The 24,450-nt window shown below is 32.6% G+C and carries 27 protein-coding genes and 1 tRNA gene; 26 read left to right on the top strand and 2 right to left on the bottom strand.

The genetic code is table 11. The features are described from left to right. The first annotated feature begins 241 nt into the window (after positions 1 to 241). The 15 genes from uvrC to AOB58_RS04300 all read left to right on the top strand — a co-directional run bounded on the left by uvrC (position 242) and on the right by AOB58_RS04300 (position 12,856). The gene (gene uvrC, locus AOB58_RS04350; RefSeq protein ID WP_046465188.1) at positions 242 to 2,029 is read left to right on the top strand and encodes an excinuclease ABC subunit UvrC; all 1,788 of its coding nucleotides are present in this window, start codon (positions 242 to 244) and stop codon (positions 2,027 to 2,029) included. A 338-nt stretch (positions 2,030 to 2,367) separates the two neighbouring features. Beyond that, entirely contained in the window at positions 2,368 to 2,979 is a 612-nt protein-coding gene (locus AOB58_RS04345) for a succinate dehydrogenase cytochrome b558 subunit (protein ID WP_002507959.1), read from the top strand. Positions 2,980 to 3,024: 45 nt separating this feature from the next. Further along, positions 3,025 to 4,788: a succinate dehydrogenase flavoprotein subunit gene (sdhA, locus tag AOB58_RS04340; RefSeq protein ID WP_002507958.1), complete on the top strand. Its 1,764-nt coding sequence runs from the start codon at positions 3,025 to 3,027 to the stop codon at positions 4,786 to 4,788. A gap of 2 nt (positions 4,789 to 4,790) precedes the next feature. Further along, positions 4,791 to 5,612 (top strand): succinate dehydrogenase iron-sulfur subunit, encoded by an 822-nt coding sequence (sdhB, locus tag AOB58_RS04335; protein ID WP_002507957.1) that lies wholly within the window; start codon positions 4,791 to 4,793, stop codon positions 5,610 to 5,612. Positions 5,613 to 5,887: 275 nt separating this feature from the next. After that, positions 5,888 to 6,682 (top strand): glutamate racemase, encoded by a 795-nt coding sequence (gene racE / locus AOB58_RS04330; protein WP_002507956.1) that lies wholly within the window; start codon positions 5,888 to 5,890, stop codon positions 6,680 to 6,682. A gap of 17 nt (positions 6,683 to 6,699) precedes the next feature. Then, positions 6,700 to 7,281 (top strand): XTP/dITP diphosphatase, encoded by a 582-nt coding sequence (locus tag AOB58_RS04325; protein ID WP_002507955.1) that lies wholly within the window; start codon positions 6,700 to 6,702, stop codon positions 7,279 to 7,281. Further along, positions 7,281 to 7,790 (top strand): YfcE family phosphodiesterase, encoded by a 510-nt coding sequence (locus AOB58_RS04320; protein WP_002507954.1) that lies wholly within the window; start codon positions 7,281 to 7,283, stop codon positions 7,788 to 7,790. The genes AOB58_RS04325 and AOB58_RS04320 overlap by 1 nt, the downstream gene beginning before the upstream one ends. A 232-nt stretch (positions 7,791 to 8,022) precedes the next feature. Then, positions 8,023 to 8,096 (top strand) — tRNA-Arg (locus AOB58_RS04315). Positions 8,097 to 8,626: 530 nt separating this feature from the next. Continuing rightward, on the top strand, positions 8,627 to 8,848 hold the full coding sequence (locus AOB58_RS04310; protein WP_064783025.1) for a phage holin: 222 nt from the start codon (positions 8,627 to 8,629) through the stop codon (positions 8,846 to 8,848). A gap of 163 nt (positions 8,849 to 9,011) precedes the next feature. Continuing rightward, on the top strand, positions 9,012 to 9,119 hold the full coding sequence (locus AOB58_RS13295) for a putative holin-like toxin (RefSeq protein WP_021338680.1): 108 nt from the start codon (positions 9,012 to 9,014) through the stop codon (positions 9,117 to 9,119). Positions 9,120 to 9,417: 298 nt separating this feature from the next. Continuing rightward, positions 9,418 to 9,525, top strand: coding sequence for a putative holin-like toxin (locus AOB58_RS14045; RefSeq protein WP_021338681.1), 108 nt, complete (start codon positions 9,418 to 9,420; stop codon positions 9,523 to 9,525). Positions 9,526 to 9,960: 435 nt separating this feature from the next. Continuing rightward, positions 9,961 to 10,176, top strand: a complete 216-nt coding sequence (locus AOB58_RS13925; RefSeq protein ID WP_082920397.1) for a glycerophosphodiester phosphodiesterase — start codon at positions 9,961 to 9,963, stop codon at positions 10,174 to 10,176. Then, a complete protein-coding gene (locus AOB58_RS13920) occupies positions 10,173 to 10,523 on the top strand; it encodes a glycerophosphodiester phosphodiesterase family protein (RefSeq protein WP_064783024.1) in 351 nt (116 codons plus the stop codon). Before AOB58_RS13925 ends, AOB58_RS13920 begins: the two co-directional genes overlap by 4 nt. 35 nt (positions 10,524 to 10,558) lie before the next feature. Continuing rightward, positions 10,559 to 10,666 (top strand): glycerophosphodiester phosphodiesterase family protein, encoded by a 108-nt coding sequence (locus AOB58_RS14040; protein ID WP_158649099.1) that lies wholly within the window; start codon positions 10,559 to 10,561, stop codon positions 10,664 to 10,666. A 306-nt stretch (positions 10,667 to 10,972) separates the two neighbouring features. Then, the gene (locus tag AOB58_RS04300) at positions 10,973 to 12,856 is read left to right on the top strand and encodes a glycosyltransferase family 2 protein (RefSeq protein ID WP_046465189.1); all 1,884 of its coding nucleotides are present in this window, start codon (positions 10,973 to 10,975) and stop codon (positions 12,854 to 12,856) included. 61 nt (positions 12,857 to 12,917) lie between these two features. Here AOB58_RS04300 and AOB58_RS04295 read toward each other — a convergent pair whose 3' ends face one another. Further along, the gene (locus AOB58_RS04295; RefSeq protein WP_046465190.1) at positions 12,918 to 13,475 is read right to left on the bottom strand and encodes a GNAT family N-acetyltransferase; all 558 of its coding nucleotides are present in this window, start codon (positions 13,473 to 13,475) and stop codon (positions 12,918 to 12,920) included. Positions 13,476 to 13,853: 378 nt separating this feature from the next. Here AOB58_RS04295 and AOB58_RS04290 point away from each other — a divergent pair, with 378 nt between their 5' ends. From AOB58_RS04290 to AOB58_RS04275, 4 genes are all read left to right on the top strand, one after another. Further along, the gene (locus AOB58_RS04290; protein WP_002507947.1) at positions 13,854 to 13,988 is read left to right on the top strand and encodes a beta-class phenol-soluble modulin; all 135 of its coding nucleotides are present in this window, start codon (positions 13,854 to 13,856) and stop codon (positions 13,986 to 13,988) included. 46 nt (positions 13,989 to 14,034) lie between these two features. Then, positions 14,035 to 14,169: a beta-class phenol-soluble modulin gene (locus tag AOB58_RS04285; RefSeq protein ID WP_002507946.1), complete on the top strand. Its 135-nt coding sequence runs from the start codon at positions 14,035 to 14,037 to the stop codon at positions 14,167 to 14,169. Positions 14,170 to 14,212: 43 nt separating this feature from the next. After that, a complete protein-coding gene (locus tag AOB58_RS04280) occupies positions 14,213 to 14,347 on the top strand; it encodes a beta-class phenol-soluble modulin (protein WP_002507945.1) in 135 nt (44 codons plus the stop codon). Positions 14,348 to 14,493: 146 nt separating this feature from the next. Further along, positions 14,494 to 15,180: a YjjG family noncanonical pyrimidine nucleotidase gene (locus AOB58_RS04275; protein WP_046465191.1), complete on the top strand. Its 687-nt coding sequence runs from the start codon at positions 14,494 to 14,496 to the stop codon at positions 15,178 to 15,180. A gap of 218 nt (positions 15,181 to 15,398) precedes the next feature. Here AOB58_RS04275 and AOB58_RS04270 read toward each other — a convergent pair whose 3' ends face one another. Then, positions 15,399 to 15,839 carry an N-acetyltransferase gene (locus tag AOB58_RS04270; protein ID WP_021338686.1) on the bottom strand — a complete coding sequence of 147 codons (441 nt, stop codon included), beginning with the start codon at positions 15,837 to 15,839 and terminating at the stop codon, positions 15,399 to 15,401. Positions 15,840 to 16,120: 281 nt separating this feature from the next. On the opposite strand from AOB58_RS04270, the gene bshC reads away from it, so the two are divergent. From bshC to murD, 7 genes are all read left to right on the top strand, one after another. Further along, positions 16,121 to 17,734, top strand: coding sequence for a bacillithiol biosynthesis cysteine-adding enzyme BshC (bshC, locus tag AOB58_RS04265; RefSeq protein WP_064783023.1), 1,614 nt, complete (start codon positions 16,121 to 16,123; stop codon positions 17,732 to 17,734). 149 nt (positions 17,735 to 17,883) lie between these two features. Further along, on the top strand, positions 17,884 to 18,315 hold the full coding sequence (mraZ, locus tag AOB58_RS04260; protein WP_002507941.1) for a division/cell wall cluster transcriptional repressor MraZ: 432 nt from the start codon (positions 17,884 to 17,886) through the stop codon (positions 18,313 to 18,315). Between the two features lie 36 nt (positions 18,316 to 18,351). Then, on the top strand, positions 18,352 to 19,266 hold the full coding sequence (gene rsmH, locus AOB58_RS04255; protein WP_230621993.1) for a 16S rRNA (cytosine(1402)-N(4))-methyltransferase RsmH: 915 nt from the start codon (positions 18,352 to 18,354) through the stop codon (positions 19,264 to 19,266). A gap of 14 nt (positions 19,267 to 19,280) precedes the next feature. Next, the gene (gene ftsL / locus AOB58_RS04250) at positions 19,281 to 19,691 is read left to right on the top strand and encodes a cell division protein FtsL (RefSeq protein WP_021338689.1); all 411 of its coding nucleotides are present in this window, start codon (positions 19,281 to 19,283) and stop codon (positions 19,689 to 19,691) included. After that, on the top strand, positions 19,672 to 21,912 hold the full coding sequence (locus AOB58_RS04245) for a penicillin-binding protein (protein WP_046465195.1): 2,241 nt from the start codon (positions 19,672 to 19,674) through the stop codon (positions 21,910 to 21,912). Before ftsL ends, AOB58_RS04245 begins: the two co-directional genes overlap by 20 nt. A 206-nt stretch (positions 21,913 to 22,118) precedes the next feature. Next, positions 22,119 to 23,084 carry a phospho-N-acetylmuramoyl-pentapeptide-transferase gene (mraY, locus tag AOB58_RS04240; protein WP_064783022.1) on the top strand — a complete coding sequence of 322 codons (966 nt, stop codon included), beginning with the start codon at positions 22,119 to 22,121 and terminating at the stop codon, positions 23,082 to 23,084. A 1-nt stretch (position 23,085) separates the two neighbouring features. Continuing rightward, positions 23,086 to 24,435 (top strand): UDP-N-acetylmuramoyl-L-alanine--D-glutamate ligase, encoded by a 1,350-nt coding sequence (gene murD / locus AOB58_RS04235; protein WP_002507936.1) that lies wholly within the window; start codon positions 23,086 to 23,088, stop codon positions 24,433 to 24,435. Positions 24,436 to 24,450: the final 15 nt, after the last annotated feature.

Here is a 24,450-nt window from a genome sequence, read left to right as displayed (position 1 = left end):
ACTAGCAAAGCTGGGACATTAATTTATTTAATGTCCCAGTTTTCAATTTATTAGCGTTTCAATAGATTGTTTAATGCGTCGGTACTATTTATAATAGATTGTAGGTAATATTTAACAACTCAAATAATGAGATGTATATATGATTAAAAATTATTAACTAAAACATGATGTATATTTACTTTCATGTCGTTGTATTATATAGATTTAAAGGAAATATGAAGTGAAAGGAGGAGACATTAACGTGGAGACGTATCAAGAACAAATCAAACAGAAACTCACAGTTGTACCAACTGAACCAGGTTGTTATTTGATGAAAGATCGTAATGACCAAATTATTTATGTCGGTAAGGCGAAGAAATTAAGAAACAGATTAAGGTCTTATTTTACTGGAGCTCACGATGCAAAGACAACACGTTTAGTTGGAGAGATTCGAAATTTTGAGTTTATTGTCACGTCTAGTGAGACTGAATCACTGTTATTGGAGCTTAACCTTATCAAACAATATCAACCAAGATATAATATTTTATTAAAAGACGATAAAAGTTATCCTTTTATTAAAATTACTAAAGAAAAATATCCGCGGTTAATTGTTACAAGAACAGTTAAAAAGGGTACCGGCAAGTATTTTGGCCCTTATCCTAATGCTTATTCTGCGCAAGAGACAAAAAAATTACTTGATCGTATTTATCCATTTAGAAAATGTGATAAAATGCCTGACAAATTGTGTTTATACTATCACATTGGTCAATGCCTCGGCCCATGTGTCTATCCAGTTGAATTAGAAAAATATGCAGAAATGACCAAAGAGGTTTCAGATTTCTTAAATGGTGAAGATAAAACGATTTTGCATAATTTAGAACAAAATATGAAAGATGCGAGTGAAACGTTAGATTTTGAAAGAGCAAAAGAGTATAGAGATTTAATTCAGCATATTCATAATTTAACTAAAAAACAAAAAATCACAACATCAGACTATACAATAAGAGATGTTTTTGGTTATAGCGTATCTAAAGGTTGGATGTGTATTCAAGTGTTTTTCGTTCGCCAAGGTAATATGATTAAACGTGATGCAACGATGATACCGATACAACAAACAGAAGAAGAAGAATTCTATACTTTTATCGGTCAATTTTATGATTTGAATCAACACTTGTTACCTAAAGAAGTGCACATTCCGCAACATTTAGATAAAGCAATGGTTGGTTCAGTCGTAGATACAAAAATTGTCCAACCTATGAAAGGAAAAAAGAAAGAATTGGTAGATTTAGCGAATCATAATGCTGAAGTAACGCTTGAAAATAAATTCGAGTTAATCGCAAAAGACGAGTCCCGAACAGTTAAAGCAATTGAAGAGCTTGGTGACCGTATGGGCATTCAAACACCAATTAGAATTGAAGCGTTTGATAATTCTAATATACAAGGTGTCAATCCAGTTTCCGCTATGGTCTCGTTTATTGATGGTAAACCAAATAAAAAAGGATATCGAAAATATAAAATTAAAACAGTAGATGGGCCAGATGATTATAAATCAATGCGTGAAGTGGTACGTAGGCGCTATACGCGCGTCCTAAATGAAGGCGCACCATTGCCAGATTTAATTATTGTAGATGGTGGTAAAGGGCATATGAGTGGTGTAATAGATGTGCTTGAGAATGAATTAGGATTAGATATCCCTGTTTCTGGCCTTCGTAAAAATGATAAGCATCAAACGTCAGAGATATTATATGGAGAAAGTGCTGAAATCGTTCCGCTCAAAAAAAACAGTCAAGCATTTTATCTGTTACAAAGGATACAAGATGAAGTGCATAGATTTGCTATTACTTTTCATAGACAAACACGCCAAAAAACAGGTTTGCAATCAGTATTAGATACAGTAGATGGTATTGGTGCCAAGCGTAAAACGAAATTGTTGCGAACGTTTGGTTCAATTAAAAAAATGAAAGAAGCAAGTATTGATGATTTGAAAGCATCAGGCTTACCACAAAATGTAGCCCAAAATTTACATCAAGCCTTATACAATAAAAAATAAAATGTTTATGGCATGAGAATCATTCTCATGCCCAAATTGTTTTTAATTAGTGTTACAATAGCAAATAAGAGGAATTCTTTTTTTAAAAGTATGTGGAAGCGTTTTCTAATTGAGAAAAATTATCATTTGAAATCAAACCTTTTAAACATTGAGTAATATTCAATTAAGGATTCGCTTAAATGTTTAGAATCATACGGCATAATATTATATTGCAACAAACATATAATATTATAATTTAGTGTTGTACGTTTGTTTTCGAAAGAAATTATGTAATCGCTTTATATATTTCTAAGAAAGAATTTCAAAAAAATCAACTGTTTCACAGGGGGAACTTCCTTTTGGCATACTCGAAAAATCAATTCTATTTAAGACGTTTACATTCTTTACTTGGTGTCATACCTATAGGTGGATTTTTAATTTTCCATTTACTCGTAAACCACCAAGCAACGAAAGGTGCAGAAGCATTTAACCAAGCGGCTGGATTCATTGAATCTTTACCTTTCTTAATTGTATTGGAATTTGTATTGATTTACATTCCGATTCTGTATCACGCAGTTTATGGTGTACATATTGCCTTTACGGCAAAAGAGAACGTAGGGCATTACTCAGCTTTTAGAAACTGGATGTTCCTACTACAACGTATAACAGGTGTTATCACTTTTGTGTTTGTTGCTATTCATGTATGGCAAACACGTATTCAACGTGCGTTAGGTCATGAAGTAAATTTCGACATGGTACATGACATTGTAACTAACCCATTTTGGTTGGTTTTCTATATTGTCTGTTTATTAGCTGTTACATTCCACTTTGCGAATGGTTTATGGTCATTCTTAGTAACATGGGGTGTATTACAATCACAAAAATCACAACAAATTTTCACATGGGTTTCATTAGTGGTATTTATCGTAGTTTCATACATTGGTATAAGTGCTATTCTTGCGTTTTTATAAGATAAAAAATAAGTTTCAGATTTATATTTAGGGGAGTGACAATTTATGGCAGAGAAGAAAGTTATTGTTGTCGGTGGAGGACTTGCCGGTCTAATGTCAACAATTAAAGCAGCAGAACAAGGAGCGCATGTCGACTTGTTCTCACTTGTTCCTGTTAAACGTTCACACTCTGTGTGCGCACAAGGTGGAATCAACGGAGCAGTAAATACAAAAGGTGAAGGCGACTCGCCCGCAGTTCACTTAGACGATACAATATATGGTGGAGATTTCTTAGCAAACCAACCACCAGTTCAAGCAATGACAGATGCAGCACCTAAGATCATTCATTTACTAGACCGTATGGGTGTAATGTTCAATAGAACAAATGAAGGTTTATTAGACTTTAGACGTTTTGGTGGAACAATGCATCACAGAACAGCATACGCTGGTGCAACAACTGGTCAACAGCTACTATACGCTTTAGATGAACAAGTTCGTAGTTTTGAAGTAGATGGTTTAGTTACTAAATACGAAGGCTGGGAATTCTTAGGTATAGTTAAAGATGATGACAACATGGCAAGAGGTATCGTTGCTCAAAACGTGACGACATCTGGTATTGAATCATTTGGTTCTGATGCAGTTATCATGGCTACAGGCGGTCCAGGTATTATCTTTGGTAAGACAACGAACTCAATGATTAACACAGGTTCAGCAGCATCAATTGTTTATCAACAAGGTGCAATGTATGCAAATGGTGAATTTATTCAAATCCATCCAACAGCAATTCCTGGTGATGATAAACTTAGATTAATGAGTGAATCTGCGCGTGGTGAAGGTGGACGTATTTGGACTTATAAAGATGGTAAACCTTGGTACTTCTTAGAAGAGAAATACCCAGACTACGGTAACCTTGTACCACGTGACGTTGCTACCCGTGAAATCTTTGACGTCTGCGTAAACCAAAAATTAGGTATCAACGGTGAAAACATGGTTTACCTTGATTTATCACATAAAGATCCACATGAATTAGATGTAAAATTAGGTGGTATCATTGAGATTTATGAGAAATTCACAGGTGATGATCCTCGTAAAGTACCAATGAAAATCTTCCCTGCAGTGCATTACTCAATGGGCGGGCTATATGTAGATTACGATCAAATGACAAATATCAAAGGCTTGTTCGCAGCTGGAGAATGTGATTATTCACAACATGGTGGTAACCGTTTAGGTGCCAACTCACTATTGTCAGCAATTTATGGTGGTACAGTTGCAGGTCCAAATGCTATTGAATATATTTCTAACATTGAAACTTCTTACGCTGACTTAGATGATAGTATCTTTGAAAAACGTGTAAAAGAAGAACAAGAGAAATTTGATAAATTACTCAATATGCAAGGTTCAGAAAATGCGTACAAATTGCATAGAGAGCTCGGAGAAGTTATGACAGCTAACGTAACCGTTGTTCGTGAAAATAAAACTTTATTAGAAACTGATAAAAAGATTTTAGAATTAATGGAGCGTTATAACAATATTGATATTGAAGATACTCAAACTTGGAGTAACCAAGCAGTATTCTTCACTCGTCAATTATGGAACATGCTTGTACTTGCCCGTGTAATTACAATCGGTGCATACAACCGAAATGAATCTCGTGGTGCACATTACAAACCAGAATTCCCTGATAGAAATGATGAAGAATGGTTAAAAACTACTTTAGCAACATATCAAGGAAAAACAGAAGCGCCTAAATTCACTTACGAAGATGTTGATATAAGCTTAATTCCACCTCGTAAACGAGACTACTCTACGACGTCTAAAGGAGGTAAATAATTATGGCAGATACAAAAGAAGTAAATGAAACGGCAGCGCAAGAAGAACAAAACCAACAACCAAGCCAAAAATCAATCAAATTAATTATTAAACGTCAAGATACAGAAGAATCAAAACCTTATGAGGAAGAGTTTGAAATTCCTTATAGAGAAAACTTAAACGTTATAGCATGTTTAATGGAAATCAGACGTAACCCAATTAACAGTAAAGGTGAAAAAACAACACCTGTAATCTGGGATATGAACTGTTTAGAAGAAGTATGTGGTGCTTGTTCAATGGTGATTAACGGACAAGCAAGACAATCATGTTCTGCAATTGTTGATCAATTAGAACAACCAATTAAATTAGAACCAATGAGTACTTTCCCAGTTATTCGTGACTTACAAGTTGACCGTACTAGAATGTTCGATAACTTGAAACGTATGAAAGCTTGGGTTCCAATTGATGGTACTTACGATTTAGGTCCTGGACCTCGTATGCCTGAGAAAAAACGTCAAACAGCTTATGAATTATCAAAATGTATGACATGTGGTGTATGTTTAGAAGTTTGTCCTAACGTTACAAGTAGTAATGATTTCGTTGGTGCACAAGCAATCTCACAAGTTAGATTATTTAATTTACACCCAACAGGCTCAATGACAAAAGATGAGCGTCTTGAAGCCTTAATGGGTGGCGGTGGACTACAAGCATGTGGTAACTCTCAAAACTGTGTCAATGCATGTCCTAAAGGTATTCCTTTAACAACATCGATTGCAGCATTAAATAGAGAAACATCATTCCATATGTTTAAATCATTCTTTGGTTCAGATCACCAAGTCAATTAATAGCGTATAATATAAACAAAAGACTTAACATCTATTTAAAACAGATGTTAAGTCTTTTTATTTTGAAAATCTTCAGATTTTAAAGAAACATGAGATATGGGTAGAGTCTTTTATCGCTCATTTATATTGTTTTACTAGGTGTCATAATTTGCTAATTGGTATAATTATATATGTATAGCAAAAAATAATATTGTATTTCAGTCTTGATAAATGATTTTGAAAACAAGGCTGTGCTACAATAAAGGACAAGCAAATGAATAAGGATGTAATTGAATATGGAGAAACCAATTGGTGTAATAGACTCGGGTGTCGGTGGGTTAACAGTAGCAAAAGAAATCATGCGCCAACTACCTCACGAAACAATTTATTATTTGGGTGATATTAAACGTTGCCCTTATGGCCCGAGAGAAGGCGCAGAAGTTAGGAAATTCACAACAGAATTAGCTGAAAAGCTGATGGAATTTGATATAAAAATGCTTGTTATTGCTTGTAATACTGCGACGGCAGTTGCTTTAAAATATTTACAAAAATTATTAGCTATACCAGTCATTGGTGTCATTGAGCCTGGTGCGAGAACAGCAATAATGACAACGAAAAATAATGATGTTTTAATCTTAGGTACAGAAGGTACAATTAAATCTGAGGCTTATAGATATCACATTAAAAACATTAATCCTAATGTAGAAGTTTCTGGTATCGCATGTCCTGGCTTTGTTCCTTTAGTTGAAGAAATGCGTTATAAAGATCCTACAATAACTAGTATTATCGTGCATCAAACATTGAAACATTGGAGAAATAGTAATGCAGATACTGTTATATTAGGTTGTACGCATTATCCTTTACTTTATCAGCCAATAAACGATTATTTTGGTGGCGAAAAAGTGGTGATTTCTTCTGGTTTAGAGACAGCACGTGAAGTAAGCGCATTATTAACATTTAGTAATGAACATGCTGCTTATACAGCTCACCCAGAACATAGGTTTTTTGCTACGGGTGAAACAGAGCATATCGAACGTATAATAGAAGAATGGTTAAATATGGAAACAAAAGTAGAAAAAATAGAAGTATAGAAAGAGGGAACATAATAGTGGAGGATATTGTAATTGCATCAAATAATAAAGGTAAGATAAATGATTTTAAAGTTATTTTTCCAGATTTTAATGTCATTAGCATTTCTGAAATTATTGAAGATTTTGATGTGGAAGAAACTGGTGATACTTTTGAAGCCAATGCAAAATTAAAATCAGAAGCAGCGGCAAAAGCATTAAACAAACGTGTGATTGCAGACGATAGTGGACTCGAAGTATTTGCTTTAAATGGAGAGCCGGGTGTTTATTCAGCTCGATATGCTGGCACGGCTAAAGATGATGATGCTAATATTGAAAAAGTCCTTTCCAAATTAGGTGGGTCAACAAATCGTAGTGCGCAGTTCGTATGTGTAATTAGCATGAGTGCGCCTAATGAAGAAACAGTTCAATTTAAAGGCACAGTCCAAGGAGAAATTACATTAAATAAAATCGGTGAAAATGGGTTTGGTTACGATCCGATATTTTATATAGATGACAAAAATAAAACAATGGCTCAACTCACTGTTGAAGAAAAAAGCGAAATAAGTCATAGGGGTAGAGCAATAGAGAAGTTACAACATTATTTAGAAGGTGATGCTTAATGACAAAATGGATTATAGTCAGTGATAATCACACTGAACAGGGCGTGCTTTTTGATGTTATCAATCATCATGAAGATGCAGATGTTGCATTGCATTTAGGTGATTCTGAATTTGCTTATGATGATAGTGAACTCAGTCATTTTCATAGAGTAAAAGGAAATACAGATTTTTCTCCAGAATTTCCAAACGAAGAAAAAATAGAAAAAAATGGCATTCATGCTTTCTCCACGCATGGTCATTTATATAGCGTTAATCGTACAAGAATGAAATTAGCTGAAAAAGCTACAGCGTTAGGTTGTGAATTTGCTTTTTATGGCCATACACACGTGGCAAAATATGAAAATATTGGTGGCGTTCATGTTATTAATCCTGGTAGTATTTCACAATCACGAAGCCGAGTTGAAGAAACTTATGCAGAATTATTGATCAATGAAGAAGACCAAAGCGCAAAATTAAATTTTCGTAATCGAAATCACGATATAATTGATAGTGAAACATTTAGTATATAATATGATTAGTGCATATTCGAGTCATTATGGGTATGCGCTTCTATATATTATTAAAATGGATAAATAATTAATATGGCAGTTTCAGCGGTTGTTTTAAATTAAATTTCAAAAATAGTATGAAAATAAGATAAAAGGTTTATTATAGTGAAAAATCATATTTATTTTTAATGCTCGGAGTATTGCTTTATTAGGCTAAGTTAGATATAATTATTCTTGTGTTCAAAAAGATTATGTCCTGGTAGCTCAGTTGGATAGAGCAATGGCCTTCTAAGCCATCGGTCGGGGGTTCGAATCCCTCCCAGGACACTAAAGCAGTAAAACTACATACCTTTTAAAACTAAGAACCCCGTTGCGACGGGGTTCTTTTTTTGAATCTTATACTTATCAGCTTGAAATATTTTGATTATAACGTAGTGAAAAAAGATCATTAAAAGTAATGGTCAGGAGATTAAAAATTATAGTAAAATAAGAGCGAGCAAGTTGGATAGATGGTGGCTAATCTCATTATAAATGGGGGATGCCTATGAAATATGGTTTGACTCCTAGAAAGGAGTAACATTGACTGATTATGAAATGTTAATGATTGTCATGACAATCATTGGCCTAGTATTAGTTAGTAAAAATGACCATAAAAAATAACCATCTCTAGCTTTGGCGAGTTGTAGATGGTTACTAAATAACTATCAAAGCCACCGTCTTTTTAACGGGCTCATTGGGGCGATACACTTATGGTGTGTTGCCCTTTTTCTATATATAAATTAACACAACATATAAATATTATCAAATGTTTAAGTCGGCATATTGTGTCGGCTTTTTATTATGAGGAGGAAAAGAATATGGATGTAAAAGTAACAGTAATCGTAAGAGTATTAAGTTTAATTTTGGTGTTAGTGAACCAGTGGTTGTCAAATAAAGGAGTGAGTCCTATTCCAGTGGATGAGTCAACACTAATGACTATCGCAGTCGCATTAATCACGATGTTGAAAGATAACCCATTTACAGATGCAGCTAAGGGTTCTTTTTTTAAATCTTATACTTATCAGCTTGAAATATTTTGATTATAACGTAGTGAAAAAAGGTCATTAAAAGTAATGGTCATGAGATTAAAAATTATAGTAAAATAAGAGCGAGCAAGTTGGATAGATGGTGGCTAATCTCAGTATAAAGTGAGGTGGTGCTTATGAAAGTGCCGTTAAAATCTTTAGAAAGGAGATGCCTTGTGTGGTTTCAATTGTAGAAGTGCTTCACTTAATGTTAGGTTTCGGTACGTTCATCGTTACCTTGTTAGGTTTAGTTATTACAATTGTCAAATTAAACCATAAAAAATAACCTTCTATTCGCTTTGGCTGGCAGTAGAAGGTTATACTATAACTAGATACAGAGGCCACCGTCTTTTTAAGGGGCTCAGTTGGGCGATACACGTATGGTGTGTTGCCCTTTTTCTATCTATAAATTACCACAATATAAAAATATTATCAAATTCTATAGGTCGACAAAAGTAATAGTATGTAGAAAAATATAGTGAAATAAGAGCGAGTAAGTTGGATAGATGGTGGCTAACCTCAGTATAAAGTAAAGTGATGCTTATGAAAGTACCGTTAAGAACTTTAGAAAGGAGACGCCTTTTGTGGTTTCAATTGTAGAAGCGCTACACTCAATGTTAGGTTTCGGTACGTTCATCGTTACCTTGTTAGGTTTAGTTATTACAATTGTTAAATTAAACCATAAAAAATAACCATCTCTAACTTTGACCGAGTTTGATGGTTATTTAATCATTTATTAAACGAGGCCACCGTCTTTTTAAGGGGCTCAGTTGGGCGATACACGTATGGTGTGTTGCCCTTTTTCTATCTATAAATAACCACAATATAAATATATTATCTAATTTTTATAAGTCGTCTCATTGTATTGGCTATTTATTATATATAACTAAATAAAACTAAAACATTTGTGTATATGGTATATTAAATATACGGATGATACAATATAATTAAAAAAGTTAAGAAAAAAACATTTTTTCATAGTTTTTAAAATAAAATGGGGCGATGTAAATAAAGAGAGAATCATTTTACACATATGTTTTACCTGGAATTATTCTGATTATTATAGTGTCTATAATAATATTCATACCAAAAGTTAAATGGTATGAAGGAACTGAAAAAAACCGTTAATAATTGCCCATAGAGGTGCTAGTGGTTATGAACCTGAACATAGTTTCCCAGCGTATGATAAAGCAATTCATGAAATGAATATTGACTATTTGGAATTGGACTTACAAATAACTAAGGACGATAATTTAGTGGTTATGCATGATGAATCAATAGATAGGACTACAAATGGAAAAGGTAAGGTGGAAGACTATACAATTGAAGAACTAAAAAAATGAAGTTAAAAGATAAGAAAGAGCGAAGTTTGGAGATTCCAACTTTTGATGAGGTTTTAGATCAATATGATAACAATGTTAAATACTATATTGAGTTAAAAAACGCTAAAGATAATCCTAATATGGCACATATTACGGTAGAAAAATTAAAGAATAAAGGCTTATTTAATTCTAAATACATAGTTATACAATCCTTCGATGATAGAGCTTTAAAAACAATTAAAAATGAGGATGAAAACATACCATTGGTTAAATTAATTTATGATAATGAATTAAACAAATTAGACGATAATATGTTAGAAAGTATAAGCAGTTATAGTTATGCAGTTGGAATTTCGCATAAAAAATAGATCGTGAACTTATAGGAAGTATTGAAAATAATGCTATGCAAGTACACGCATTTACTGTGAACAATGAGAATAACTATAGATTTTTGAAACAAATAGGAGTGAAAGGATTTTTTACAAATTATGGAGATGATATTGTAAAGTAATAAATAATAATAGACGCTTTAATATGAGAGAAAGATATATTCCAATTATAATTTTCACTAAATTTAATACTTGAATGATTAGTATTTTAAAATAATTCCATTTAAAGTGTTGTGTATTACCATTTTATGTTATTTTGAGGTAGTAGTTTTTAAAATATTAATGAATACATAACAAACGATTTTTATACATATTTAAAAATTTAATGAATTATAAAAATAAGTACGGATTATTTTTTATAAAAAATACTTTAGTAATCATTTATATTATATAATGATTACTAAATAATCTAAAAGGGGAATTAGGAATTGGAAAAATTGCTGTCTATCATTGTACCAGTGTACAACAAGGAATTATTTCTTAATGAATGTATAGAATCAATTGGGGCATTAAATATTGATGAAGATAAAATTGAAGCGATATTTATAGACGATTGTTCTAGCGATAACTCATTAAAAATAATTGAAGGATATAAAAATAAATACAGTTTTTTAAAACTCATTAAATTAGAAGAAAACACGGGTAGTCCTGCTGAACCTAGAAACGTGGGTATTAAAAATGCGAATGGGAAATACATAACTTTTCTTGATGCCGATGATTGGTTAGATTCAATTGGTTTGCCGATGTTGTTAAACCAAGCTGAAGAGAACAATGCCGATGTTGCGTTTGGACATAGTATTAAACATACGGATAAAGCGATTAGCAAATTAGGAAGATTCACTTCGTATAAAGTTGCAAATGATTTAGTGCCATATGAAATTAATAAGATATTTAGAGCAGTTGGGCCACCAGGGAAAATTATTAAAAGAGATATCATTGTTGAGAATAAAATAGAGTTCAAGCATATGAAATTTGGTGAAGATAAATTGTTCTTTATCAATGCTATTTCTAAATGTAAAACAGCTTCTATGAATTCAACGCCTGTTTATCATGTGAATAGATATTCGTATAATCAATCACTTGTAGGTGAAACAAATATTATAGAAAAAACACATTTTAATTTATTGGTACTACAAGAAGTGTTGAAATTGGATATACCTAAGTCTGCAGAATTTCAATCATTGAGTCGACTTGTAGAGGTAGATTTCATTTCTAGATTATTTAATAATAGCAGATTTCTAAAAAGTGAAAATAAAGCCGTATTCTATAATCTATTTCAACAAATGATAGACACTTTAAATGAGCATGATAAAAATGTTGAAGATTATATCATTGGAGATAAATATAAAAACATTTATCAAATGCTTATAAATAAAGAATATGAAAAACTTTTTGACTTTATCGGCATGCTATTAAAAGGTGGAAAGGCAGATAGATATGTGAAAGATAATCAAATTCACTTTTTAATGCCGGAAACTATAAAAGATTATTTACCAATGAAAGAAGAGTTATTTGCTGTTTATGAAGGCACGCATCTTATTGGTAATGAATTAAGAGAAGTTATAAGAGTTTATAAAGCCCCAGAGACTACAATTGATCAAGTGTTACTTACTGAAATTAATTATGAGCTCAATGCAATCGAAGTTGAATTCTCTGAAGATGAGCATCGATTATACGTAAAAACTGAGGATTTAAGTAAGTGCGACTTTGACTTTAACATTAATTTGATTCACGATAAATATAAGAAATATACGATTAACATGAATTTACCTAATGCAACGCAGACGCTCAAACTTAATAGACAAAATTTCAAGTCTGAATTTATTGTGAATGAAAAAAAATCTAGAAAGACAGAAGCGCCTAATAAATATTTCACTTATAATCCAATAACGATTGGCATAGCGAAAAAGGTCAATTTATATAAAGATGTGGAGTTTGAAGAGCGCGCAGATGCTAATGTTGAAATAGGTGAGATAATAGAAATTAAAAACATTGGCTATACTAAAAAGAGTACGCCAAGACTCATCACAGTTGATGGATTAGTACTAACAGCTAATCAAAAGTTTATTTATCGTGTTGCTACTAGTAACGCTAATCGATATATTTATGAGAAACCTGAAACAGTGATTATTACAAAAGAATGTAAGGAATATCAAAATAGGGACTTTAGCGGTGAAGCTTTGAAAGAGCTTAAGGTAAATGAAAAAGTAGCTATTCAGAAAGTAGTAGCTTCTTCAAAAGGTACGCCACGACTCAAAACAATGCATGGTACATTTATTACCGCAAATAGAAATTTTGTTAAAGAGGTTTAATTAAAAAAGAACTGTGACTTTATAGATATTGCAAGGAGATTCCAATTTTGGAGTCTCCTTTTTAATTTTTAACTTTATCGATGAAATTACTTTGGAATTCGTTGCGTAAGATGCTCATATATAAGTCTGTTTCATAATTTCCATTTATAAAAGAACCTTCACGATCACTACCCTCAATTATAAAACCAGCATTTTTATAAGACTTTATAGCTCTATAATTATATGATAGGACTCTTAAGTAAACTTTATGCACTTCTAAGTGATTAAAGGCATATTCTAAAATTTGATGTGTTACTTGAGTGCCAATTCCTTTATTCCAAAAATTCGGGTTAAATATGCCTATTGCAAATTTTGCTTTATTATTTGTTTTATCTAAAGATAAACGAGCTTGTCCTATAAATAAAGCGTCATAGTCAATAACCCATTCATATGGGTTATTAATAATTCTAGAAATTAGTAATTTAGCACCAGATTTTTGCTTTTCTGTTTCTACATTCATATCAGAGCCATACATTTTCAAAAGTTCTTCATTAAAAGGGACTGAGAGATAATCTTCAATGTCACTTGTTTGAGCATCCCTAAGACGTATATGGTTATTAATTTTAAGCACTGCTTTCATAATATTCCTCCCAATCTATTAAGATAGTCTGTTGAATTTATTTATATAAGCATACTACAAAGTAATTCTACTTATACATTAATCTTTAAAGTTTCTGATAAAATTAATGATTTTCTAACACGAAATTAATAATACATTAATATTATAAAGTGTTATTTAATTGTACAAAATACAATCGGGAATTCATAACTGTTTTAAACTAGCAATTAAATAACAGATAAAGCAATTTTATGATTAAGTAAGGAATATTAAACAATATAACTAAGGATTATCTTATATTATATATAACAAGCGATACACAAACTAAATTTTTTATTAAGTATCGTTTTCAACATAGTTTTCAGTCAGAGAAATCTTATTTTATAAGGAGTGTTTATAATGGAAGGTTTATTTGAAGCAATTAAAAATACAGTACAAGCTGGTATTGCAGGAGATGGCATCAAAATTGGAAGTGGCGTTTTAGACATCATTTCTAATGGAGCAGCATTAATTTCTCAAGCATTAGGATTTTAATCTAAGTAGATTTCAAAAAAATAATACTTTAAAGGAGATAATCGATATGTCAGATTTATTTAACGCAATAAAAGAAACGGTACAAGCTGGTATTGCAGGAGACGGAGCTAAATTAGGGACAAGCATTGTAGATATCGTATCAAGCAGTGTAGGTCTATTAGGACAATTATTTGGATTCTAGTAAAAATAAATTATAAAACTTATAAACAGAGGAGAGATTTTTTATGACTAAATTAGCAGAAGCTATTGCAAATACTATACAAGCAGCACAATCAGGTAATGGTGTGGAATTAGGGACAAGCATTGTAGATATCGTATCAAGCGGCGCTGGATTATTAGGACAATTGTTTGGATTCTAATTATTAAAATAGAAAGCAATGGTCAGGGTAACAACCTTGGCCATTTTTTTGTGTGTTCAAAATGTGTATACTGTTATTGTGTGAATATAAACAATAAGTGCATCCAATTATAATAATAAATATGTATAAAAAGAGGAGAAATAAAAATGAATTCTAAAAGCCTGCTCATAGATTTTGATGATACAATTGTAGATTTTCATGATGCAGAATCACATGCATTTTTCAAAATGACAGAAAGATATAAATTAATCGCTAATCATGACGATTTAAAAACATTTATGAAAGTGAATCAAGCGCATTGGGAAGCTTTTCAAATTAATAAATTAACGAAAGAAGAAGTTTTAAGCAAACGATTTGAAGTATATTTTGATTTACATGAAATGACTGTGGATGGTAAAGAAGCGGATCACATATTTAGAGATGAATTAGCGAAAGCACCAATAAAATTCTTTCCTGACACAGTTGAAACATTAAAGTATTTAAAACAAAATCATGATTTATATATTGTGACGAATGGTGTGTTAGAAACGCAAAAGCGCCGTATTGAGAAGGCTCAGTTTGGTCAATTATTTAAAGGTGTTTTTGTTTCAGAACAAACAGGTTACCAAAAACCGATGACTGAATTTTTTGATTATGTATTTAAGGAAATCGGTGAAGACAAACGAGATAATGCCATAATTGTCGGAGATTCTATGACGTCAGATATATTAGGCGGCAAAAATGCCCAAATTGACACGTGTTGGTTTAATCCTAGAAATAAAATAAATGAAACTGATATCAAACCAGATTTTACAATAACATCACTCAATGAATTACTAATTTATATGGAATAGAAGAGGGGAAGAATACGAAATCAAATTGTATTTCAGATTTCTGACCCATACTCGGCCGACTAAAGAGGATTCCAAGAGTTGGAATGATCGTATAAAAACTACGCGTATACATTAATGTATACGCGTAGTTTTTTTAAAGTTGAAAACAAATACATTGAGTGTCGGACTGCTGATGAAAATAAATAACTAAGACATATGTTTATCTTTCGTACTCTTGTTTATGGTGTCCAAACTAGAACATCATGTCCATCCTTGTTTACTGCATTTACGTCTTTGAATCCTTGTTTAATAAAGAATGCTTTAGATTGATTACGAGCGATTACTTTAATAGGAAGTCCTTGTTTTTTCGCGAAATCTAATAATTCTTTACCGTAACCGCGATTTTGAAAGTCGTTTAATACTTCTAATTTCCACAAAACGTTGTAATCGTCGAAATCAGGGAAGTAGACTTCTTCAACATCCCCTTTACGATACAATGCCATTCTTGCACCTAATCTATCACCAATTTGAATACCATAAAAAGGTGAATCTGAACTCGCATCTATCATTTCTCCACGTAATTCATCAACCATATACAAGTCTTTGTTGCCGAAGTTTCTAAAATCTTCGAATAATTCGTCTGTTTTATAATTTATATCGAGACGTTTCACGTTACTCATAGCGTCTTCCCCCTTTGTACTATTATATTTTATTATACCTTATTTCTAATGATATTTCACAAAAATGACGACGCGAAACATACTATTAAAATGGTCTGTATACGATACTTATTTCAAATACATAAACACACTTTTTTTAAATTTTTCAAAAATCGTTTATTATAGTATATACATTGAATTAAAGAAGTAAAAAATACAGGTTATTTTAAGCCGTTAAATTGTCAATATAGTACATAAACTTTATACTGATTAGGAATAGAGTAACATAAGGAGAATTACGAATGGATTGTATGACTACGAAACTTAACGAAAAAGATCAATTTATTTCAAAAATTAAACAAAGTGATTCAACACTAGCTCAGTTCTATCATTTAGATGCAATGGATGAGAAGAACTATAAACACAGACTTCTTAGTGAAAATAATGGAAGAGAAGTTGCATTAGCAAAAGTGATTGAAAACTATATGAGTGATTTATCTTTGACTGAAGAACAAGAAAGTAATATTAAATTATTAAGTAATGGCGCAAAAGTAATTGTTGGTGGACAACAAGCAGGTTTATTTGGTGGACCTTTGTATACATTCCATAAAATATTTTCTATTATTACGCTAAGCCGAAAACTATCTAAAGATTATAATAAACATATTGTACCTGTGTTTTGGATTGCAGGGGAAGACCATGATTTTGACGAAGTAAATCATACTTATGCATACAATAATCAAGATGCTAAGTTACATAAAATCAAATATCATACAATGGAGCCACCTGAAGCAAGCGTCTCACATTATAATCCTGATAAAGCCCAACTTAAAGAAACTTTGAATCAATTTTTCCAACAACTGAATGAAACTGAACATTCACGACCTTTAATTGAAATGTGCCGTAATATTATTGATGCACATGATAGTTGGTCCGATATGTTTAAAGCATTGCTACATGAAGTGTTTAAAACATATGGTTTATTAATGATAGATGCTAATGATCCTGAACTACGTCGGTTAGAGCAACCGTTGATTAGAAAGATTGTGGAAAATCATCTTGATGTTGATGCAGCCTTTAGGAAAACACAAACACAAACAACAAATAGTGGTTTAGAGCAAATGATTCAAACAGATACAAATGTGCATTTGTTTTTACACGAAGACAATATGAGACAATTACTAACATTCAAAGAGGGACAATTCTATTTGAATAAATCAGATAAGACAATGACGCCCCAAGAGGTTTTAAGTATAGTAGATTCTGAACCAGAAAGATTTTCAAATAATGTGGTAACAAGACCTGTAATGGAAGAATGGTTATTTAATACTGTTGCTTTTATTGGCGGACCAAGTGAAATAAAGTATTGGACTGAATTGAGTGATGTGTTTAGAACGTTGGATGTTGCAATGCCAATCGTCCTACCACGCTTGCGAATTACTTATATTAATCACAGAATTGAAAAATTATTAACACAATATCAACTGGATAAAAACCAAATTATCGAAAATGGAATTGAAGATGCAAAACAAAAATTTGTTAGAGCACAAGCATCTCAAGCATTTATTGATCAAATCGAATCAATGAAAGCACAACAAGAAACACTATATCAATCGTTAAAATCAGAAGTAAAAGGCAACAATGATAATACATTGTTATTAGAAAAAAACAATTCAATTCATCAAAAGCAATACGATTATTTGATAAATAGATATTTATTAAATATAGAACGAGAAAATGAAATTAGTATGAAACATTTCAAAGAATTAAGTGGCGCACTTCATCCAATGGAAGGATTGCAAGAAAGAATATGGAACCCTTTACAAATTATGAATGATTTTGGGATGAATGTGTTCAGTCCCTCCACTTATCCACCACTTTCTTACACTTTTGATCATATTATAATAAAACCTTAGAGGCAGTAAGGGTGCACCCGATTCATCATTATGATGAATCGGGTGTTTTTTTACGTTGAATAAGAAATTTTGGTGAAAATTGTATAATTAGTGGAGGATAGTGGTGAGATGTGGTAAATTATATATATGAGAAGGTGAGGTGATTATAAATGTTCATGGGAGAATACGAGCATCAGTTGGATACAAAGGGACGTATGATAGTGCCTTCCAAGTTTCGCTATGACTTAAATGAGCGTTTTATAATCACCCGAGGCCTTGACAAATGTTTGTTTGGCTATACTTTGGAAGAATGGCAAATTATCGAAGAGAAGATGAAGACATTACCAATGACTAAAAAGGACGCCCGTAAATTTATGCGTATGTTCTTCTCTGGAGCCGTAGAAGTAGAATTAGATAAACAAGGGCGTATTAACATTCCGCAAAATTTGCGACAATACGCTAACTTAAGTAAGGAATGTACAGTAATAGGTGTCTCAAATCGTATTGAAATTTGGGATAGAGGAACTTGGAACAGTTTCTATGAAGAATCTGAAGATAGTTTCGAAGATATTGCTGAAGACCTGATTGATTTTGATTTTTAATAGGAGGAGTTAAATTTGTTTCATCATGTCAGCGTTATGCTTAAAGAAACCATTGATTATTTAAATATTAAAGAAGATGGTGTCTATGTCGACTGTACATTAGGTGGCGCAGGGCATGCTCTCTATTTATTAAATCAATTGGGTGGCGAAGGTAGGCTTATAGCAATCGACCAAGATAGAACAGCGATTGAAAATGCTAAAGAAGTTTTGAAAGAACACTTACATAAAGTGACCTTTGTCCATAGCAACTTTAGAAAATTAACTGAAATTTTAAATGATTTGAATATTGAAAAAGTAGATGGCATCTACTACGACTTAGGTGTGTCCAGTCCACAATTGGATGTACCTGAACGTGGGTTTAGTTATCATAACGATGCCAAATTAGACATGCGGATGGATCAAACACAATCGTTATCAGCTTATGAAGTTGTAAATGATTGGCAATTTGAAAAATTAGTCAGAATCTTTCATAGATATGGTGAAGAAAAATTTTCAAAACAAATTGCCCGACGTATAGAACAGAACAGAGAACAAAAGCCAATCGAAACAACGTTAGAACTCGTTGATGTAATAAAAGAAGGTATACCTGCAAAAGCTAGACGAAAAGGTGGTCATCCTGCAAAAAGGATTTTCCAAGCAATTAGAATCGCAGTGAATGATGAATTATCTTCATTCGAAGATTCGCTAGAACAAGCGATAGGTGCAGTGAAAATTGATGGTAGAATTTCAGTCATAACTTTCCATTCATTGGAAGATCGATTATGCAAACAAATGTTTCAAGAATATGAAAAAGGTCCAGATGTTCCACGGGGATTGCCAGTCATACCTGAAGCGTACACGCCTAAATTGAAACGCGTTAACCGTAAACCCATTACCGCTGCTGAAGAAGATCTAGATAATAATAACCGTGCGCGTAGTGCGAAGTTACGTGTTGCAGAAATATTGAAATAAGGAGTGAATGATGAGTGGCAGTAGAGAAGATTTATCAACCTTATAATGGATCAGAACAACAGATTCCCGAATCACAGCCGAGGAAACAACCTAAAACGCAACCTAAAACCAAAACCGTAAAACGCAAAGTAGTAGTTCAACTTACAAAGTTTGAGAAAATGTTATACATAGGACTTATAACAGTAATTGCTTTAATAAGTATTTATATGCTATCTTTAAAAATGGATGCGTATGATACTCGAGGAAAAATTGCAGATTTAGATACTAAAATCGAACAACAATCAAGTGAAAACAGCGCAATAGAATCTGAAATTAAAAAGAACTCTTCATATGAACGCATTTACGATAAGGCAAAAGACGAAGGAATGAGCCTTAAGAACGACAATGTAAAGGTAGTGCGTAATAATGGCGAAGCGAAAAATTAGATTTAAAAAACCGAACTTTTTAATTAAACAAAGTAAAATAGGGGCAGTCCTACTCGTTCTCGGATTTGGACTGCTCTTTTTTACGTTGGTTTTAAGATACTCATATATTATGTTGACAGGTCACTCTTCCGGTGAAGATTTAATAATGAAGGCAAACGAAAAATATTTAGTCCAAAGCCAAGAGCAGCCTGAACGTGGAAAAATATATGACCGTAATGGAAAAGTACTAGCAGAAGACGTAGAAAGATATAAAGTCGTTGCCATTGTTGATAAAAAAGCGAGTGAAGGTAGCGAGAAACCGAAACATGTTAAAGACAAAAAAGAAACTGCAAAAAAATTAGCGACAGTGATAGACATGTCTGAAGAAGATATTGAGAAAAGATTGGATAACAAGAAAGCATTTCAAGTTGAATTTGGACAAAAAGGTTCTGATTTAACCTATCAAGAAAAAGAAAAGATAGAGAAAATGAATTTACCTGGAGTTACGCTTTATCCAGAAACTGAACGTTTCTATCCTAATGGTAACTTTGCATCACATCTTATTGGAATAGCACAAAAAGATGCTGATACGGGTGAATTAAATGGTGCTATGGGTGTTGAAAAGATATTCGATAGTTATTTATCAGGACAAAAAGGTGCATTATCTTATATTCATGATATTTGGGGCTATATTGCGCCGAATACTAAAAAAGAGAAAACGCCACAACGCGGTGATGATGTCCATCTAACGATAGATTCCAATATTCAAGTCTTTGTTGAAGAAGCACTAGATGGAATGGTTGAGCATTATAAACCGAAAGATTTATTTGCTGTAGTCATGGATGCAGATACAGGCGAAATTCTCGCTTACAGTCAACGACCTACGTTCAATCCAGAAACTGGTGAAGATTTTGGTAAAAAGTGGGCGAATGATTTGTATCAAAATACGTATGAACCAGGTTCCACATTTAAAAACTTTGGTTTAGCAGCAGCAATTGAAGAAGGAGAATTTAAGCCAGATAAAAAATATACAGCAGAACCTAAAGAAGTCATGGGCTCAAAAATTTCCGACTGGAACAAAGTAGGTTGGGGAGAAATACCAATGTCACTTGGGTTCACATATTCTTCAAACACCTTAATGATGCATTTACAAGATTTAGTTGGTTCAGATAAGATGAAAGAATGGTATGAAAAATTTGGATTCGGTGAATCAACGAACGGCATGTTTGATGGTGAAGCTACTGGTGATATCGCATGGGATAATGAAGCACAGCAAAAAACATCTGCATTTGGTCAATCAACGACTGTAACACCAGTACAAATGTTACAAGCGCAATCAGCGTTTTATAATGAAGGTAATATGTTGAAACCATGGTTTATAGATAGTGTATCTAATCCTGTAAGTAATGATACTTTCTACAAAGGTGAAAAAGAAATCGCTGGTAAACCAATCAAAAAAGATACCGCTAAAAAAGTACGTACCGAAATGGATAAGGTTGTCAACAGCGAAAAGAGTAATGCTAAAAACTATAGAATCGATGGGTATGAAATAGAAGGTAAAACCGGTACAGCACAAGTAGCGGATCCAGATAATGGTGGATACGTAGAGGGTGAAAATCCATATTTCGTAAGCTTTATTGGTGATGCACCAAAAGATGACCCAGAAGTTGTCGTTTATGCTGGTATGAGTTTAGCTCAGAAAAATGACCAAGAAGCTTATGAAAGTGGTGTAAGTAAGGCTTTTAAACCAATTATGGAGAACACGTTGAAATATCTGAACGTCGGCGATAAAAATTCGAAAGACAAATCAGATGTGAAATACAGCAAAGTGCCTGACGTTGAAGGCCAAGAAACACAAAAAGCACAAGACAAAGTGAATAGTAAGTCTCTAGAACCTATCGTTATAGGTGACGGTGAGAAAATCACAAAACAATCTGTTACTGCAGATAAAGAAGTATTGCCTAATAGTAGGGTGTTATTATTGACTGATGGCGATGTTACGATGCCAAACATGTCCGGCTGGACTAAAGAAGAAGTCGTTGCATTTGAAAAGCTTACGAATACAAAAGTAACTACTAAAGGTAGTGGATTTGTTTCAGAGCAATCGATAACAGAAGGTCAAAAGATAAGTAAAAAAGATAAGATAGAAGTAACGTTGTCTTCTGAAGAAATTAATGGAGAAACAGCTGATGACGAATCAAAATCTAAAGACAATGAAGAAAATAAAGAAGATAAAGAATAAATTTAATTAGCACAACTTCTGAATTCAATTTTAAATCATGTTAGAATATTTGTTTCATGATTATGAGGTGTTCACAAATAGTAGCTTGTCAGTATTTAGTAGCGTATGACGTTAATTAAATAACTGATAAAGCTACTTACCTCTATACATACTGTAGCCACTTAGCACTTAGAAATAATCCAATTAAATATATAAAGGAGCATAATATGGTTTATTTACTCGCAATTATTGCACTTTTAGTCACTTTTATATTAGTCCCAGTATTGATACCAACATTAAAAAGAATGAAATTTGGGCAAAGTATTAGGGAAGAGGGCCCGCAAAGTCATATGAAAAAAACAGGCACACCTACAATGGGTGGACTTACTTTCTTGATTAGTATCATTGTAACTTCGATACTCGCAATTATTTTTATGGAAAATCCTAATCCAATTATTTTACTATTATTTGTAACAATAGGGTTTGGTTTAATCGGATTCATAGATGATTACATCATTGTTGTGAAAAAGAACAATGAAGGGTTAACAAGTAAACAAAAATTCTTAGCACAGATTGCGATAGCAGTCATCTTCTTCATTTTGAGCCAAGCGTTTAATTTAACTGATTTTTCTACAGGAATACATATTCCATTTACGAATACAGAAATACCACTATCTATTGCATATGTAATATTCATTGTGTTTTGGCAAGTAGGTTTCTCAAACGCAGTGAATTTAACAGATGGTTTAGATGGACTAGCAACTGGTTTGTCTATAATTGGATTTGTTATGTATGCAATGATGGCTTATTTCCAAGGTGCTACCTCTATCGGTCTGTTCTGTATTATTATGATTTTTGCTTTAGTTGGGTTCTTACCATTCAATTTAAACCCAGCTAAAGTATTTATGGGAGATACAGGTAGCTTGGCGTTAGGTGGTATATTTGCCACAATTTCAATTATGTTAAATCAAGAATTATCACTCATTTTTATTGGTTTCGTGTTTGTTGCAGAAACTTTATCAGTAATTATTCAAGTTACATCTTTCAAATTAACAGGAAAACGAATTTTCAAAATGTCACCATTACATCATCATTTCGAATTAGTTGGTTGGAATGAGAAGAAAGTTGTGACGGTATTTTGGACAGTAGGTTTGATTTCAGGACTAATTGGCCTATGGATTGGAGTGAATTAAATTGCTGAAATATACAGGATTAGAAAATAAAAATGTATTAGTAATTGGATTAGCGAAAAGTGGTTATGAAGCAGCGAAGTTGTTAAGTAAGTTGGGCGCGAATGTCATAGTTAATGATGGCAAAGATTTAAGCCAAGATTCACATGCCAAAGATTTAGAAAATAGAGGGGTTAAAGTCATTGGTGGAGAACATCCATTGTCTTTACTTGATAGTAATCCTATTATAGTTAAAAATCCTGGAATACCCTACACTGTACCTTTACTTGAAGCAGCAGTAGAAAAAGGCTTGAAAATCTTAACAGAAGTTGAATTGAGTTATTTGATATCAGAAGCACCTATTATTGGTGTCACAGGTACCAATGGTAAAACTACAGTAACGTCATTAATTGGAGATATGTTTCAAAAAAGCAGAGTAACAGGTAAAGTATCAGGGAATATTGGATATGTTGCATCTAAAGTAGCTCAAGAGGTTACAGCAAATGATTATTTAGTTACGGAACTATCTTCATTCCAACTACTTGGTATAGATCGATACAAGCCGCATATTGCTATTATTACAAATATATATTCGGCACATCTTGATTACCATGAATCGTTAGAGAACTATCAAAATGCTAAAAAAGAAATTTATAAAAATCAAACAGAGGACGATTATTTAATTTGTAATTATCACCAACGTCATTTAATTGAATCGGAATCATTAAGTGCCAAAACCTATTATTTTTCTACACAACAAGAAGTTGATGGTATTTATGTAAAAGATGGTTTTATTGTGTTTCAAGGATTTAGAATTATTCATAAAGACGATTTAGTATTACCAGGTGAACATAATTTAGAAAATATACTTGCAGCGACGTTAGCTGCACTTTTAGCTGGTATATCAGTAAGAGCAATCATCGATAGTCTTACTACATTTTCTGGTATTGAACATAGATTACAATATGTGGGTTCAAATAAAACGAATAAATATTACAATGATTCAAAAGCAACCAATACACTTGCAACACAATTTGCACTAAATTCATTTGATCAATCAATTATTTGGTTGTGTGGTGGTTTAGATCGTGGTAACGATTTTGATGAACTTATTCCTTATATGAAAAACGTCAAGGTGATGGTCGCATTTGGAGAAACACAAAGTAAATTTGTGAAACTAGGTGAAAGTCAGGGCAAATACGTAATAACAGCGACTGATGTACAAGACGCAGTCGATAAAATACAAGACGCTATAGAGCCAAATGACGTTGTACTTTTATCTCCAGCCTGTGCAAGTTGGGATCAATACAATACTTTTGAAGAGCGTGGAAATAAATTTATAAAAAGTTTCCAAGCGCACTTACCTTCTTTTTAAAGGGTGTGAAAATGA

Origin of the sequence: Staphylococcus sp. AntiMn-1, assembly GCF_001663395.1 — a bacterium.
Taxonomy (GTDB): Bacteria; Bacillota; Bacilli; order Staphylococcales; family Staphylococcaceae; genus Staphylococcus; species Staphylococcus equorum.
Note: the sequence above shows the minus strand (reverse complement) of the source record. Positions and strands in the feature narration are given on the sequence as shown.